Below are 15,668 nucleotides of genomic sequence, written 5' to 3' on the forward strand. Positions count from 1 at the left end.
GAGGAATTTTATGTCTAACGAAACACCACTTTGGGAAGTTTTTATCCGTCCACGCAACGGTTTGTCCCACAAGCATTGCGGCTCTTTGCACGCGGCTGACGAAGTTTTGGCGCTGCAAGCTGCACGGGACACTTATACACGCCGCGGCGAAGGTGTATCCATTTGGGTTGTGCCATCAAAGGCCATTTTCGCCTCTGACCCTGATCAGACGGCTGAGAATTTTGAACCCGGCGTCGACAAGGTTTATCGCCACCCCACCTTCTATGACATTCCAGAAGAAGTGGGGCATATGTAATGAGTGCGCCTTTGTTCAACGCTTTGCTCGAGTTGGCAGATGATCATTTGATCCTCGGCCATCGGGTTTCAGAATGGTGCGGCCACGCCCCCTTGCTGGAAGAAGATTTGGCGATGCCGAATATGGCGCTTGATATGATCGGCGCCGCCCGCAGCCTTTACACCTATGCTGGTGAAATTGAAGGTGAAGGGCGCGACGAGGATCAACTCGCCTATTTGCGCTATGACCGTGAGTACAAAAACTGCCTGCTGGTGGAACGGCCAAATGAAGATTTTGCTCATACCATGCTGAAGCAGCTTTATTTTGCGGCCTTTATGCATCCCTATTGGGAAGCGGCGCTGCAATCAAACGATGAGACCGTGCGCGGCATTGCGGGTAAATCCGTCAAGGAAGTGGCGTACCATATTCGCCATGCGGGCGAATGGGTGGTGCGGCTTGGCGATGGCACTGAAGAAAGTGCGAAGCGCATGCAGGATGCAGTCACAGAACTGCACCCCTATGTGGAAGAGCTGTTCCATATGTCTGCCGATGCGCAAGCTGCGGCTGATAAGGGTGCTTTGCCAGATCGTGAAGCCATGCGCACCCAATGGACCAACAGTATTTCCAATGTGTTTGACCAAGCCAAATTGACCATGCCAGAGGTGGAATACCCGCAATTGGGTGGCCGCACCGGGCATCATGGCGAAGAGATGGGCCATCTGCTCAGCGAACTGCAATATATGCAGCGCGCCTATCCGAATATGAGCTGGTAAGGGCAATGGCGGACGTACATCAACTCAAGCCAACCCGCTCAGCCGACGCGCAAAAGGCATGGGACGCTGCCGCTCTGGTGCCCGACCCGGAAGTGCCGTGCGTCAATGTGGCCGAGCTTGGCATTTTGCGTGATGTGCAAATGATAGACGGCAAAGCGGTGGCCTATGTGACGCCGACTTACACCGGATGTCCCGCTGTGTTGGCCATTGAATTGGCCATTGAGGTGGCGCTGCGCGAAGCTGGGTTTGACCCGAAAATTGAGCGTGTTGTGTCCCCGCCTTGGACCACAGACTGGATCAGCGATGAAGGCCGCGAGAAATTGCGCGCCTATGGCATTGCGCCCCCGGTTAATGGCTCCAACTCCAAGCTGGCTTTATTTGGCGAAACCATTGTCGCCTGCCCCAAATGCGGCAGCACCGACACGGAAAAGCTATCTGAATTTGGGTCCACCGCGTGCAAAGCACATTATCGCTGCACGAGCTGTCGTGAACCTTTCGATTATTTCAAATGCATTTGAGGGCCTAAAAAGATGACCCCTAAATTTCACACCCTGACGATTTCAAAAATTGAAGAGCTGACGCCAGACGCACGCGCGATCAGCTTTGCCCTGAATGACGATCTGCGCGACGCCTATGCGTTCAAGCCGGGGCAATATCTGACCCTGCGCAGCACCATTGATGGCAAAGATGTGCGTCGGTCTTATTCCGTCTCCTCGCCGCTCGGGTGCAATGACCTCACGGTGGGCATCCGCCGGGTGGAAGATGGCGTATTTTCCAGCTTCGCGGCCAACGATCTAAAGGTGGGCGACCAGCTTGACGTAATGACCCCGGATGGCCGTTTTGTGGCCGATATTGGCGGCATGAAAAAGGCGCTGTTGATCGCCGCAGGTTCCGGCATCACACCAATGATGTCGATCGCCCAGTCCTTGCTGGAGAATGACGAGGACGCCGAAGTCACCCTGGTTTATGGCAACCGCGAAACCGGCACCATCATGTTCCGCGAGCAGCTGGAGTTTTTGAAAGATCGATTTATGGATCGCTTTACGCTGATCCATATTCTCAGCCGTGAAGATCAGGACGTGCCGATTTTGAATGGCCGCATTGATGCGGATAAAATCAAAGCGTTGGTGAACACCGGTGCAATCGATCCTAAAGCCGCCGACGGCGTGTTTTTGTGCGGCCCCGGCGAAATGATTGAAGTGGCCCGCGAAAGCCTAGAAGGCATGGGCGTGGCGCACGACAAAATCCACTATGAATTGTTCACCCCCGCCGATGGGCAAACCCCACGCAAAGCGCCCACCAAGGCACAACGCGAAGCGGCAGAACAGAGCGTGAAGGTCGAAGTAGTGCTGGATGGCACCAAACGCAGTTTCACCCTCACCGATCCAGAAGATACGGTGTTAGAAGCCGCTCATAAACATGGGCTGGAACTGCCCTTCTCCTGCAAAGGCGGCATGTGCTGCACCTGCCGCTGCAAAGTGGCCAAAGGCAGCGCCGAGATGGATGTGAACTATTCACTCGAACCGTGGGAAATCGAAGCCGGCTTCACCCTAGCCTGCCAAACCCGGCCCACCAGCGATGAGCTGACGTTGGATTTCGATGAAAGCTAAAATTGAGGAGGGCATCGCCCTCCTTTTTTATTTATGGATTTGCCCCTATTTGCTAGCTTCGCAAAATGGGTACTTATAATTATTTGATTGAAGGCATTTCCTGCACCGGCAAAACATCAGTTTGACAGCTGCTCACGCAACGCGGCTATCACGCGCTGAATGGTGACAATGTATTTGCCTATTGCGGTGACCCCGCCACAGGCGCGCCGCTTTCCAGTGGCGGACACCACACTCATATCTGGGATATAGCGAGGGTGGAGCAAGTGGTGAAAGACCAACAGCACAATGCCAGCTTTTTCTGCGGCGGCAGCCGAAATTTTGAGAAATTCATCCATCATTTCGACAAGGTCTTTGTGCTGGAGATTGATCTTGAAACCCTCAATCAGCGCTTGGCCAAGCGTTCCGCTGACGATTGGGGCGGTCGCGAATCCGAACGCGAAATGGTGCGCCAATTGCACGCTTCTGGCGGCGATGTGCCGAAGAATGGTATCCGCATTGATGCGACCCAACCGCTTGAGCAAGTGGTAGATGAAATTCTGACGCATTGCGGCTTACCACAGCAAGGTTAGCTTTGGGCACGCTTGGTTTGATCCCGGCTCAAGGCCGGGATGGGTCCTGTCGAGATAAAGTGTCCAGCGTCAGCAACGCCCACGGGCGTCATCCCAAGGCTTGACCTTGGGATCCATTTCACGTTGACCGGATTGCATAGTGCGATGCCATACCAAAAGCGCGTGCGAAGTTGAACAGTGAATTGGGTTGCAAGATCAAGTCTTGCAATGACGTCGAAGGCTTAAGGAAGCGTCGCGAATGACGCACCCTCATACCTTCTCTCACCCAATCATTCCCGCGCATGCGGGAATCTAATTGGGGTTGTCCTTGCGGCAAGTGGTGGGCGATGTGCATCCTGGTTAGCGCTGCTTGGATCCTCGGGTCAAGCCCGAGGATGACATTGTGTGTGGCGAAATGCTCTCCCTCAAATGCAGACTCTGTGCGTGAGGAAGGGTCCTGCCCAAACAGACGCTCTTTTCCCTCCCCTTGATGGGGAGGGATTAAGGGTCGGGTGCTATCGACCCCAAATCAGACCTATCCCCTAAGCCAGTTCCGCCAGCGCCTTGTTATACTTCTCCAGCACCTGCTCTTTCACCACGCCATAGCCTTTGACCATATCGATCAGCTTGGCCCTTTTCATCGCTTCGCTATGGTTGTCAGCGGTCAGGTTGGCCGCCAAATCTTCCACTAGCGCAATATAGTCGTCGCGCAGTTTACGTTCGTCGCGGCGGTCTTTGCTGAGGCCGAACACGTCAAAAGCGGTGCCGCGCAAGGGGCGCATGGCGTTCAAGAGTTTTAAGCTCGGCAGGGCGACAGCACCCGGAATAGCAAACTTTTTCGGGCGGCCATTTGGCTCCTTGATCCAGTTGAGCATCGGCGGGGCCATATGGAAGGTCATTTTTGCGCCGTCTTTAAACCGCCCTTTCATCTCATTGAGATGGGCCGTTTCAAGGTGCAAGCGGGCGACTTCATATTCGTCCTTATAAGCCATAACCCGTGCTAACTGGTGCGCGACAATTTCGCTCAAACCCGTTTTCCCGAGCGCATTTTCTGCGGCTTGTACTTTGCCCACCACGTCTTTATAGCGGTCGGCATATTGAGCGTTTTGATAGCGGGTTAAAAAAGCGGCGCGATCACTGATCAATTGCTCCAATGTTTGTTCAAGATCATCTTCCTGATCTTCAACAAACAGTTCAGGTTGATCAGCGATCAAACGCCCAAGTTCAAACGCATTCAAATTGGCCTCAATGGCCTTGCCGTTCAACTCGATCGCGCGGCGAATGGCATCGCCATCCAGCGGAATCTGGCCTTTTTGCCACGCCATGCCAGTGAGCATCATGTTGGAGAAAACGCTATCACCAAACAGCGCCACCGACAGATCGGTCACGTCGAAATAGTCGACCTGTTTTGCGCCTTCATTCAGTTTTTTGAGACGCATTTCTTCTTGGAAGTCGGCCAAACCACGCAGCACAAAATCTGCAGTGGGCAGGATTTTGGTGTTGGCGATCACATGGGTTTTGTTCGGATCAAGACACGCCATCGGCTCAGGCATATTGGCCACCACCAAATCGCACGCGATCACCGCATTGGCATCGCCCTTGTCGATCCGCACCGGTGTGTCCAACCCCGGCTTTTCCAAAATTTTCAGGTGCGAGATCACCGCGCCGCCTTTTTGGGCAAAGCCCATAAAGTCGAGCACGGACGCCCCTTTGCCTTGCAGATGCGCGGCCATGGCCAACACGGCGCCAACGGTCACCACCCCCGTGCCGCCAACGCCAGTAATCAACACCTCACCAGTTTTGGCAAATTTAGGTTCTGGCAGGCTGGCAATATGGGTGAGCAAATGGTCGCAACGATGTTGGTCTCCGGTAGCCTTTTCCTCGTCGCCTTCGATGGTAACGAAGCTGGGGCAAAAGCCTTCGACGCAGGAAAAATCCTTATTGCAGGAGGATTGGTCAATCGTGCGCTTCACGCCCCACTTTGTTTTCACCGGACTGACGGAAATGCAGTTTGACTGCACCGAGCAATCACCGCAGCCTTCGCACACATCAGGGTTGATAAAGACGCGCTTTTTCGGGTCTTCAATCAGCCCACGTTTGCGCTTGCGGCGTTTTTCCGTAGCGCAGCCCTGATCATAGATCAGCGCGGTGACGCCTTGGATGTCGCGCAGTTCCATTTGGATCGCGTCGAGGTTTTTGCGGTGATCAAGGCTCAGGCCTTTGCCGCGCATCAGGCTGGAACCAAACCGCTCAGGCTTGTCGCTCACCAGTGCGATGCGCTCCACGCCTTCTGCTTTGAGTTGCGCCACGATGGATTCAACGCTCAGCTCACCATCCACATCCTGACCACCGGTCATGGCAACGGCATGGTTGTAAAGAATTTTGTAGGTCACATTGGCTTTGGCGGCAATCGCCTGGCGGATGGCCATCATGCCGGAATGGAAATAGGTGCCATCGCCCAAATTCTGGAAGATGTGCTTTTTGCCGGTATAGCTTTCCATGCCGATCCAATTGACGCCTTCGCCACCCATTTGCACGATGCCGCCTGTGTCGCGGCCCATCCAAGACGCCATATAATGGCAGCCAATGCCGGGTAGCGCGGTGCTGCCCTCTGGCAATTTGGTGGATCGATTGTGCGGACAGCCTGAGCAGAAATAAGGCACCCGGCGCGCCACGTCGATCTCGTCAAGAGTTGGCGCAGGTGAGGCGGAAGGAGGAAGGCCTTCAAGGTCCAAATATTCATGAACAACCTGCGCCAAAATGGAGGGGCGCAACTCACCCGCTTCGGGGATAAGCGGGTCGCCCTCAATGTCTTTTTTGCCAATGATGGTGAAGTTGCGCTGGTTGAAAAACAGCTCTTTCAGCTGGGTTTCCACCACCGCGCGTTTTTCTTCCACCACCAGCAGTTTTTCGGCTTTCGCCAAAAAACGTTGATAGCCTGTTGGCTCAATTGGCCACACCAGCCCAACCTTATAAACCCCAAGCCCCATGCGCTTGGCTTTGGCTTCGCTAATGTCCAAATCGCGCAGGGTTTGCATTAAATCAGCAAAAGCTTTGCCCACAGCAACGATGGCAATTTGGGGCTGCTTGGCGCCGAACGCCACTTCGTCAATCGGGTTGGCTTTAGCAAAGGCGCGCATTGCGTCTAGCCGGGCGAGCAGCTTTTGCTCCAGCACCGGGCCAAAGCTTGTGGCCGGGTCATGGTTTAAGCCGAAAGGCGGCGGGGTGAAATCTTCTGGGTCCTTAAAGCGACGTGGTTCCGGCACTTCGATGGCGGCGCTACTTTCCAGCACTTCGGAGATGGTTTTAAAGCCGATCCATGCGCCCGTGTAGCGAGAAGCGGCGAAGCCATAAAGGCCAAACGGAATATAGTCAGCCACGCCTGCTGGGTGCAGCACGGGCATCATATAATGCTCGCCGGCCTGATCAGATTGGTGCGGCATGGAGGAGGAAACGCAGCCATGATCGTCGCCGAAAAAGGCGATCACGCCCCCATGTTTTGATGCACCGAGGGCGTTGCCATGCTTCAAGGCATCGCCAGATCGGTCAACGCCCGGACCCTTGCCGTACCATATGCCAAAAACGCCATCGACATTCTTTTCCGGATCGCTGGCCACTTCTTGGGTGCCAATCACCGCCGTCGCGGCCAAGTCTTCATTGATGGCGGGGAGAAAGTCGATTTTGTGCTCATCCAGCACTTTTTGGGCTTTGCCCAACGCTTGATCATAGGCACCAAGGGGGGAGCCGCGATAGCCGGAAATAAAGCCTGCAGTGTTCAGGCCATTTGCTTGGTCAATTTTCGCCTGCTCAATGGGAATACGCACCAGAATGTCGGTGCCAGACAAAAAGACCCGCTCGCGCACCATGCCGTGGCGCAGTTCATAATCAGGATAAGCAAAAATATCGCGATCAAGCGTTGTTAAATCCATCATGTCCCCCTCTAATCAGGGGCATTATCACCTATTTTACTTGACAAAGCTGATCAGATTTGCAGGTGATTAAGGTCAAATTTGCACAATCTTTTCGCTTTGGAGCTAAATTTTGAATAACTCACTCAAAATCGATCAAATTGATGGAAAGATACTCGAGCTATTGCAAAAGAATAGTCGCATCTCCAACCAAGAGATTGCCAATCAGGTGGGCAGCTCCGTTTCCTCCGTCTGGCGCCGCATCAATGCGCTTGAAGAAGCGGGCGTTATTCAAGGTTACGGCCTCACCGTCTCCCCGGAAAAAATGGGCTATCAGGAAACCATATTGCTGCAAATCAGCCTGCAGCGACACAGCGATGACTATATCGAGCAGTTTATCCAACTGGTGGAGTCGATCCCCGAAATTCTGGAATGTTATGCCACCACGGGCGAATATGATTATGTCCTGAAAGTCCTGGCCACCGACATGCGCGCCTTCCACCGCTTCGTCCGCAACAGCCTAATGCGCCAACCGTTTATTTCCAAAACCTACAGTCAGGTGGTGATGGATAAGATCAAGTTTCAAAAGGCGATTCCAGCGATTGTAAAGAAGGGGTGAGGCTGACTACTGATGGCAGACAATCCACAGTTACAAATCGAGACCACTGAAACTGAAGCATTTATAGTTGGACATCGGACATCGTGGCTGGCTGAAGAACTGAAACATCGCCCCTTTTTACACTTGCCTGCAAACTCAGCAGCCGAAAGGCTTTGCTTCACCGTATGCGCTGGCACCACACCTATAGGCTTTGCCTGCCTTACAACGGGCGATCAAATCATTTTGTCACCCATGCCAAAGGAAGCCATCCCTTTACTTGCCGAGCATCTGGTGCAACGCAGGCTGCACGTTCCCGGTATATTTGCCCCACAACAGGCAGGGTTGGCCCTTGCAGATGCATTGAGCAGGCTTGGTGGCGTACGTTACCAAGTCGCGAAGCGAATATTGCATTGGGAAACGGCTAGCCCACACATTCCACCCGAAATTGAAGGCAAGTTGCGATGTGCAAAAGACGGTGATCAAGACACGCTTGTTGATATGTATTTGGCTATGCAGGCTGAGATGAACACGCAAAGGCCGTTTGATGCCCACGTGATGGTGGAAACTGCCATCGCAAACCAAAAACTATTTGTTTGGGGAACTCCAAACGGCAAAATCGTATGTGCAGGCAAAGTGGATTTAGGCGAAGTCGGCAGCAAATTTGGTGAGGTCAGTAGCATATATTCCGTTCCGGCCTACAGGGGACGTGGCATAGCCAGCGCTTTGGTCAGGCGCTTGACCAACAAAATTTTGGAACAAAAACCTGCCGTGTTTTTGTCGTCAGACGCCGACGACGCACCCTCATTTAAGCTTTACAAGAAGATTGGGTTCAACATTGAAGTTGAGATGGTGAATCTGCGCCAGCTGAAACGCTAAGCCTTATCCTTCGGCGCAATAATTTCGCCTTCAGCGTCCCGCCATGCGCCAAAGCCACCCTCCATATGGGCGACATTGGTATGTCCCATATCTTTGACCGTTTTGGTGGCAAGGGCTGAGCGCCAGCCGGCGGCGCAGAAGAAGATCAGTTTTTTGTTGGTTGCCAGCTCGGGCTTGTGATAGGGCGATGTGGGGTCTATCCAAAACTCCAATAAGCCGCGCGGCACGTGCACCGCGCCCGCAATGCGCCCTTCTCGATTGAGTTCGCGAATATCGCGTAAATCGACGAAGAGTGCATCACCCGCATCCACCGCGGCTTTGGCAGCGTCAACAGACAATGTTTCAATTTCTGCTGTGGCGGCATTCACCAAATCCATCGCTGATCTCATGCCGAATTCCTTCGCTAGGCCGCGATGTCGTCCCAGTCTTTATGGCGCTTAAATTGCATCACCACATAGGGGCACACGGGCTGAATTTTCTTATCATGCTCCCGGGCATATTGAACGCCCGCTTTCACCAATTCAAGGGCAATCCCTTTGCCTTCGAAGGGTTTGGGCACGCCAGTGTGATCAACAACGAAAGTGCCATCGCGATCATGAAAGGTCATTTCCGCCTCATGCCCACCGCCAAGATTGATAAAAAAGCGGCCCCGATTGCCAGATTGCTCAAACTGCACATCATATTCTAAATCGGCCATAGTAATCTCCTTAAACGGCATGTCTGTTCAACATTCTAACGCATGGGCGCTGCAGACGTTGCATCACATTTGTTTTATGCCAAGGCATCAATGGCGGCGGACAGCAGTGCAACTTCAGTGCCCGCCAAGCCTGCCGATAAAAATAGAGATAAATCCCCTACCCTGCGCTCATCTTGATAGGCACCCAGATGTTGAATATTCAACGCCTGCCCGTGGAACATATGATTTTCACCTTGGGCTGCAATTTGCTGTGGGCTATCTGATGCGCAGGTGCGAACGCGCTGCAAAATATCCAACGGCAATTCGTGGCGATCTTTGAATTTTGGCCCCAGCGTGTTGATGTGCGCCCCAGTGGCCAGCCACTCGGTCTTGATCACTGGTTCAGCAGAATTGGTGGCCAGCACCACAAAGTCTGCCCCCTCCACAGCCGTTTGTGCATCATCTGCTGCGTGAACCGGAATGCCAAGTTGCGCAGCCATGCGTTGCGCGAAAGCTAAACGCTTTTCCGCGTTGCGGCTAAAGGTGAAGACTTTCTCGATTTTACGGACAGCGGCGATGGCCAATAATTGAGTTTCGGCCTGCACACCTGTGCCGATCAAGCCAAGCTTTTTGATGGGTTGGTCGGGCGCCATCAGCGCAGCGGCAACGCCGCCCAAACATCCAGTGCGCAGCGCACCCAATCGCTCGCCAATAAACAGGCCCTTCAATTTTGCACTTGCGCGGTCAAATGCGATCACGACCTGATCTTCATCTACGCCATCGGGCTTGGGGAAGGTGTCATAGACACGAAACCCAGCCAGTTCGTCATTGCCGCCGCAAGTAAAGGTCAGCCCGCCCTCGCCAAAATCCACATGATGACGCGGCGGTGCCACTGCACGCCCTTCAGCATCGGCCACAATTTGGGCTCGCACAGCCTCCACCAAGATGGACATAGGCACTTTGTTCAGTTCGGCTTCTGTCAGAATGCGCATGGCAGTGGCCTAGAACTGTTGCCTAAAACTCAATTCCCACTTGCGCCTTCACCCCTGAGCGGAAGGGATGTTTCACCTGTGTCATATCGGTGACCAGATCAGCGGCTTCGACCAGCTCATCTTTGGCATTCCGGCCAGTGATGATCACATGCTTCATTTCTGGCTTTTGCTCGAGGACTTCCAACACTTCTTCGATGGGCAGATAGTCATAGCGCAGCACAATGTTCAGCTCGTCGCAGAGGACCATGTCATGTTCATTGTCCATGATGAATGTTTTGGCCTGTTCCCAGGCGGCGCGGGCGGCGTCTATATCGCGTTGACGGTCTTGGGTTTCCCAAGTGAACCCTTCGCCCATGGTGGCGAGGGAGACTTGGTCGGGGAATTTATCGAGTACATTGCGTTCGCCCGTGCCCCATTTGCCTTTCACAAATTGCACCACGGCCACTTTCATGCCGTTGCCCAGCGCGCGAAACACCATGCCGAAGGCAGCGGTGGATTTACCTTTGCCCTTGCCCGTATGGACGATGGTCAGGCCTTTTTCGATGGTTTTGGTGGCGATGATTTTGTCGCGCGCCGCCTTTTTCTTTTTCATTTTTTCCGCGTGGCGGGCGTTCAATTCTTCTTCTGTCATATTGTCAGTTTTTTTGCTCATCCGTTCCCTCCATCGAGAAATGCGTAAACCGAATTGCGTTTTGGCGACCAGAAACCGCGCCGCACCGCCTCGTTAAACTTATCAATCAACTCATCATAGCCATATTTGTTGTTGGCCTGAATAAAATCGCGCACCTCATCATTGAGCACAAAGGCTTCAAAAGCCAGATCAAAATGGTGCGACTTTACCGCACCTGTGGTGGCGGCAAAGGCGAACATATAATCTGTGGTGGCGATGATTTCGAACGCGCCCTTATAGCCATGACGCATCACGCCATTGATCCATTTCGGGTTCACCACGCGGGAGCGCATCACCTTGGCGATTTCTTCCTCCAGCGTCTTGGCCACCGGGCGTTCGGGGCGTGAATGATCATTGTGATAATTGGCCGGGGCCTCGCCTTGCAAGTGCTTGGCGGTGGCGCTTAGGCCGCCTTCAAACTGGTAATAATCATCACTGTCCAGCAGATCATGCTCGCGATTGTCCTGATTGTGCACCACCGCATCAATATTTTTAAGGCGGTTGATCAAGGCGCCGCGCGCCACGGTGCCATTGGCTTTTGTGCCATAGGCATATTGCCCCCAATTGAGGAAGGTTTCGGCAATGTCGCCCAGCTCGTTCCAGCGGCCTGAATCCATAATGCCTTGCAGCCCCGCGCCATAGCTGCCGGGTTTTGAGCCAAAGATGCGATAGCCCGCTTCCATCGCGGCAGCGTCTTCGTCACGCCCTTTCTGCATCAGCTCCAGCGCATCACTGCGCATGCGGGCGGCAATCGGGTTCATATCTTCCGGCTCATCCAGCGCGCCGATAGCGCGGATGGCGCGGTCGAACAGTTCGATCTGCGCCGGGAAGGCATCACGGAAAAAGCCTGAAATGCGCAGGGTGACATCGACGCGCGGTCGGTTCATTTTCGCCAGCGGGATGATCTCATAGCCGCTGACGCGGGTGGAGCCAAAATCCCATTTGGGTTTGGCCCCGATCAGCGCCAACGCCTGGGCGATATCATCTCCCCCTGTGCGCATATTGGCGGTGCCCCACACCGACAGGACGATGGATTTAAGATAGAGCCCATGATCCTGAAAATGGCGGGTGACCAGATTTTCGGCCGACTTCACGCCCAGTTCCCATGCGGTTTGCGTGGGCACCGCGCGGTTGTCGAGCGAATAGAAATTGCGGCCTGTGGGCAGCACATCCAACCGCCCGCGCGTTGGCGCACCGGATGGGCCTGGGGGCACAAATTTACCGTCTAAGCCGCGCAGCAGATTGGTTTTTTCCAATGCGCCAGACTGGTCGAGCTTCGGGGAAATGTCGCTTTGGATCGCATCGAGAATGGTGCGGGTGGCGGACCAGTCCGCCTCTGGCTCCATTTCGCCAGCGACCAGCGCGAAGGCGAGTTGTTCCAGCCGTTCCACCGTGTGACCCGTGTGCCGCCAAGTGTCGTCCAGTTGGGATTGCAAAATCGCAGGGCGTGGGCCTGTCCATTCTTTGCCCAGCTCTGCGGACAGGGGATCAAACCCGAGGCCTAAATCATCGGCAAGGGCGCGGATGATGGAGAGGTCCTGATCGCGTTCGCTGCCGCGCGGTACTCGGGTGAGCGCCACCAGCAGATCATACTTCAATCGCCCCTCTGGCGCTTGGCCAAGTATATGTAATCCATCGCGAATTTGCGCTTCTTTCAGCTCGCACAGGAAGGTGTCGATGGTCTGCAAGGCATCATCATCTTGCGCATCGCCCAGCCCCATATCGGCAGCCAAGCCGGTATCTGCACACAGATCGAAAATGCGCTGCTTCAAGTCTTTGATGCGGCGTTGGTCCATGCCGGAGGCGTTGTAAAACTCATCCGCCAGCGCTTCCAGATCTTTGAGCGGGCCATAGGTTTCAGCGCGGGTGAGCGGCGGGGTCAGATGATCAATAATCACCGCCCCGGTGCGGCGTTTGGCTTGTGTGCCCTCGCCCGGATCATTGACGATGAAGGGGTAAAAGTGGGGCAGTTGCGCCCACAACATATGCGGATAACACTCGTCAGAAAGCGCCACGGCCTTGCCCGGCAGCCATTCCAGATTGCCATGCTTGCCATTATGGATCAGCGCGTCAGCGGCGAATTGGTGCTTTAGCCAGAAGTAGCCTGCGAGATAGCCATGAGGCGGCACCAGATCGGGATCGTGATAGATCGCTTCCTCATCCAGATCATAGCCACGGGCGGGTTGGATCAAGATCGCGGCATGACCAAATTGGATGGCGGGCAGTTCAAAATGATCGTTGCGAAAGAAAGGATCTGTTTCTGGAGTTCCCCATCTTTCTTCAATAGAATTTTTTAGAGTTTCAGGTAGAATTTCATAGAGTTTTCTATAATTTTCTAGAGTTATAGTCGCCTGACTGGTGCCGCGTTTTGGGGCGGCATTGGTGGGGCCGTTTTGCAGCATTTCGATCAGCGCATTGCCACTATCGGGCAAGTGGTCGAGGGCATATCCTGCCTCTTGTAAAAACTGCAAAATATTGAGCGTTGACGCCGGGGCGTCATAGCCGACACCATTGGCCAAGCGCCCATCACGGATTGGGTAGTTAGCCAACACAATGCCAACCTTGCGCTCGGCGACTTGCTTTTGCCGGAGTGTGACCCAGTTTTTCGCCAGCTTGGCAGCGGCGTCGATTCCCGACACATGGGGCTCGTTGACCGACAGCGGGCATTCGCTGGCATCGTGCCAGATGTTTTGTGCCTTGTGCGCAATCAGGATATTACCCGCGCGGCCATCCAATTCCGGCAGCACGATTTGCATTGCCAAATCTTTGGTGTTGAGGCCTTGAATATCTTCCTGCCACACTTCCTCAGCGCGGCCCGCCTGCACCAGTTGCAGGATCGGCGCGTCGGTGTAGGCGAAGGGATTATCGGCTTCGCTGAGATCATTGATGCCCAAGGCGAAGCCGGTGGCGTTTAGGATCACCTGCGGATCAAACCGAGCGAACAGCTTTTGGGCAAACTGCACAGGTTCCGCCTGTTTCAAGCTGGTCACCAGCAGGATTAGCGGGGTGAGCCCTTCCTTATGCAATGCTCTCGCCATGCGCTCGATGGGGCGCAGATTGCCACCATCCATGAGGGCGCGATAGGCAATGATGGGGGTATATTTAGCGTTGGGATCGACGGTGATTTCATCAAGATTGCTGACCAAATGCCGCTCGTGCCAGATGGCGGCATTGGGGGCCGGTTGTGGCGCGGGCAATTCTGCTGTTTCACCTCTAGCGCGGTGGCGCAGATAAGTGAGTAAAGCACTTAGATTTTGTGCGCCGCCCGCGATAAAGGCTTGATGCAACTGCTCGTAGATTTCGCCATCGATGGTCGAGCGGCTTTTCAAGTCCGGGTCCGGGTTGGCATCGCCGGGCAAGAGTGCCAGTTCAATACCGCGATCGGCGCACAGGGCGGTGAGCTGATCAACGCCATAGGTCCAATAGGCGCGGCCACCGAGCACACGCACCACGATTAATTTGGCATGTTGCGCCGTATCATCGAGCCAGAGGTCGATGGAGTAATTGTGGCTCAAGCGCATGGTGTTGGCGAGGCGCACATCGTTAGCGCCTTGAGCATCTACTGCACCTGCAAAGGCGGCCAGTTCGCTATCAGCGGCGGATAGGATAAGCAGCAGCTCAGGCGATTGGCCTAAGTCAATCGCCTCCCCCTCTTGCTGGATGGCCCCAGCTTGGGCTGATAATAAATGCATCAGGAAAAGGCTTTTTCGAGCCGTTCTGAAATTGCTGCGCGGTCCAGCGGAGACTGGCCGATCACCACCAGCGAGGTTTGTTTTTCCTCGTCGCTGGTCCAAGGTCGATCAAAATAGGTGTCGACGCGCGGGCCTACGGCCTGCACTGAAAGCCGCGCGGGTGCATCTTTAATCGCCGCAAAACCTTTGAGGCGCAGAATGTCGAAATCCTTGATCACATTGCTGATTGCGTTGCCCAACTGCACCTTGTCTGCGGCAGCAGGCAGGCGGATGGAGAAGCTGTCAAAATCATCATGTTCGTGATGGTGATCTTCGCCCTCATGGTGATGTTCATGGTGGGACTTACGCCCATCCATATCTAACTCGCTTTCGGCTTCGATGCCGAGCAAGGCGGCCATATCAATCTCACCCTTTTGGGTGCGCACCAGTTTCACGCCCTCACGCAATTCTTTGCGGATAGCGGCTTCGACTTTTTCCAAATCTTCCGGTGACACAAGGTCGGATTTGTTGAGCAACACCAAATCGGCACAGATCAATTGATCTTCGAACAGTTCGCCCAACGGGGTTTCGTGATCGAGCATTTCGTCTTGCTTGCGCTGGGCATCTACCGCTGCTTCGTTCGAAGCAAAACGGCCCGCTGCGAGGGCGGAGGCGTCAGCCACGGTGACGACGCCATCGACGGTGACATCGGCTTTGATCTCTGGCCAATTGAAGGCGCGCACAAGCGGTTGCGGCAACGCCAAGCCAGAGGTTTCAATCACAATATGATCCGGGCGATTGTCGCTTTGCAGCAGCGCGGTAATGGTAGGGATAAAATCTTCGGCCACGGTGCAGCAAATGCAGCCATTGGCCAGCTCGACCATATCGGTTTCGCTGCACGCTTCATCACCGCAGCCTTGCAGCACATCGCGGTCCACGCCGACATCGCCAAATTCATTGATGATCAGCGCAATGCGCTTGCCTTTGGCATTGTTCAACACATGGCGCACAAGGGTTGTTTTGCCCGCGCCAAGAAAGCCGGTGATCACCGTTGCTGGAATCTTTTTCATTT

Annotated in this window: 14 protein-coding genes; 7 read left to right on the forward strand and 7 right to left on the reverse strand. The window is 54.3% G+C overall.

Annotated features, from left to right (window positions below):
- Positions 1 to 10 precede the first annotated feature (10 nt).
- The 5 genes from paaB to ATL17_RS11715 all read left to right on the forward strand — a co-directional run bounded on the left by paaB (position 11) and on the right by ATL17_RS11715 (position 3,226).
- Entirely contained in the window at positions 11 to 295 is a 285-nt protein-coding gene (gene paaB, locus ATL17_RS11695) for a 1,2-phenylacetyl-CoA epoxidase subunit PaaB (protein ID WP_133572970.1), read from the forward strand.
- Positions 295 to 1,047 (forward strand): 1,2-phenylacetyl-CoA epoxidase subunit PaaC, encoded by a 753-nt coding sequence (gene paaC / locus ATL17_RS11700; protein ID WP_133572971.1) that lies wholly within the window; start codon positions 295 to 297, stop codon positions 1,045 to 1,047. The genes paaB and paaC overlap by 1 nt, the downstream gene beginning before the upstream one ends.
- Positions 1,048 to 1,052: 5 nt before the next feature.
- Positions 1,053 to 1,565, forward strand: a complete 513-nt coding sequence (gene paaD, locus ATL17_RS11705) for a 1,2-phenylacetyl-CoA epoxidase subunit PaaD (RefSeq protein WP_133572972.1) — start codon at positions 1,053 to 1,055, stop codon at positions 1,563 to 1,565.
- A gap of 12 nt (positions 1,566 to 1,577) precedes the next feature.
- Positions 1,578 to 2,657 carry a 2Fe-2S iron-sulfur cluster-binding protein gene (locus ATL17_RS11710; protein WP_133572973.1) on the forward strand — a complete coding sequence of 360 codons (1,080 nt, stop codon included), beginning with the start codon at positions 1,578 to 1,580 and terminating at the stop codon, positions 2,655 to 2,657.
- Between the two features lie 266 nt (positions 2,658 to 2,923).
- A complete protein-coding gene (locus ATL17_RS11715) occupies positions 2,924 to 3,226 on the forward strand; it encodes a nucleoside/nucleotide kinase family protein (protein ID WP_342775940.1) in 303 nt (100 codons plus the stop codon).
- 521 nt (positions 3,227 to 3,747) lie between these two features.
- Here the strand turns inward: ATL17_RS11715 and ATL17_RS11720 are convergent.
- Positions 3,748 to 7,137, reverse strand: a complete 3,390-nt coding sequence (locus ATL17_RS11720) for an indolepyruvate ferredoxin oxidoreductase family protein (protein WP_133572974.1) — start codon at positions 7,135 to 7,137, stop codon at positions 3,748 to 3,750.
- A gap of 109 nt (positions 7,138 to 7,246) precedes the next feature.
- On the opposite strand from ATL17_RS11720, the gene ATL17_RS11725 reads away from it, so the two are divergent.
- Both ATL17_RS11725 and ATL17_RS11730 read left to right on the forward strand, forming a co-directional pair.
- On the forward strand, positions 7,247 to 7,732 hold the full coding sequence (locus ATL17_RS11725; RefSeq protein ID WP_133572975.1) for an Lrp/AsnC family transcriptional regulator: 486 nt from the start codon (positions 7,247 to 7,249) through the stop codon (positions 7,730 to 7,732).
- Between the two features lie 12 nt (positions 7,733 to 7,744).
- Positions 7,745 to 8,587 (forward strand): GNAT family N-acetyltransferase, encoded by an 843-nt coding sequence (locus ATL17_RS11730; RefSeq protein ID WP_133572976.1) that lies wholly within the window; start codon positions 7,745 to 7,747, stop codon positions 8,585 to 8,587.
- Here the strand turns inward: ATL17_RS11730 and ATL17_RS11735 are convergent.
- From ATL17_RS11735 to cobW, 6 genes are all read right to left on the reverse strand, one after another.
- Positions 8,584 to 8,976, reverse strand: a complete 393-nt coding sequence (locus tag ATL17_RS11735; protein WP_133572977.1) for a rhodanese-like domain-containing protein — start codon at positions 8,974 to 8,976, stop codon at positions 8,584 to 8,586. The genes ATL17_RS11730 and ATL17_RS11735 overlap by 4 nt on opposite strands.
- 14 nt (positions 8,977 to 8,990) lie before the next feature.
- Positions 8,991 to 9,284, reverse strand: coding sequence for a GNAT family N-acetyltransferase (locus tag ATL17_RS11740; RefSeq protein ID WP_133572978.1), 294 nt, complete (start codon positions 9,282 to 9,284; stop codon positions 8,991 to 8,993).
- 74 nt (positions 9,285 to 9,358) lie between these two features.
- Positions 9,359 to 10,255 (reverse strand): ornithine cyclodeaminase family protein, encoded by an 897-nt coding sequence (locus tag ATL17_RS11745; RefSeq protein WP_133572979.1) that lies wholly within the window; start codon positions 10,253 to 10,255, stop codon positions 9,359 to 9,361.
- 22 nt (positions 10,256 to 10,277) lie between these two features.
- Positions 10,278 to 10,907 (reverse strand): cob(I)yrinic acid a,c-diamide adenosyltransferase, encoded by a 630-nt coding sequence (gene cobO / locus ATL17_RS11750; protein WP_133572980.1) that lies wholly within the window; start codon positions 10,905 to 10,907, stop codon positions 10,278 to 10,280.
- On the reverse strand, positions 10,904 to 14,617 hold the full coding sequence (cobN, locus tag ATL17_RS11755) for a cobaltochelatase subunit CobN (protein WP_133572981.1): 3,714 nt from the start codon (positions 14,615 to 14,617) through the stop codon (positions 10,904 to 10,906). The genes cobO and cobN overlap by 4 nt, the downstream gene beginning before the upstream one ends.
- Positions 14,617 to 15,666, reverse strand: coding sequence for a cobalamin biosynthesis protein CobW (gene cobW / locus ATL17_RS11760; protein WP_133572982.1), 1,050 nt, complete (start codon positions 15,664 to 15,666; stop codon positions 14,617 to 14,619). The genes cobN and cobW overlap by 1 nt, the downstream gene beginning before the upstream one ends.
- Positions 15,667 to 15,668: the final 2 nt, after the last annotated feature.

This window comes from Maritalea mobilis, from assembly GCF_004363175.1.
In the GTDB taxonomy this organism is placed as follows: Bacteria; Pseudomonadota; Alphaproteobacteria; order Rhizobiales; family Devosiaceae; genus Maritalea; species Maritalea mobilis.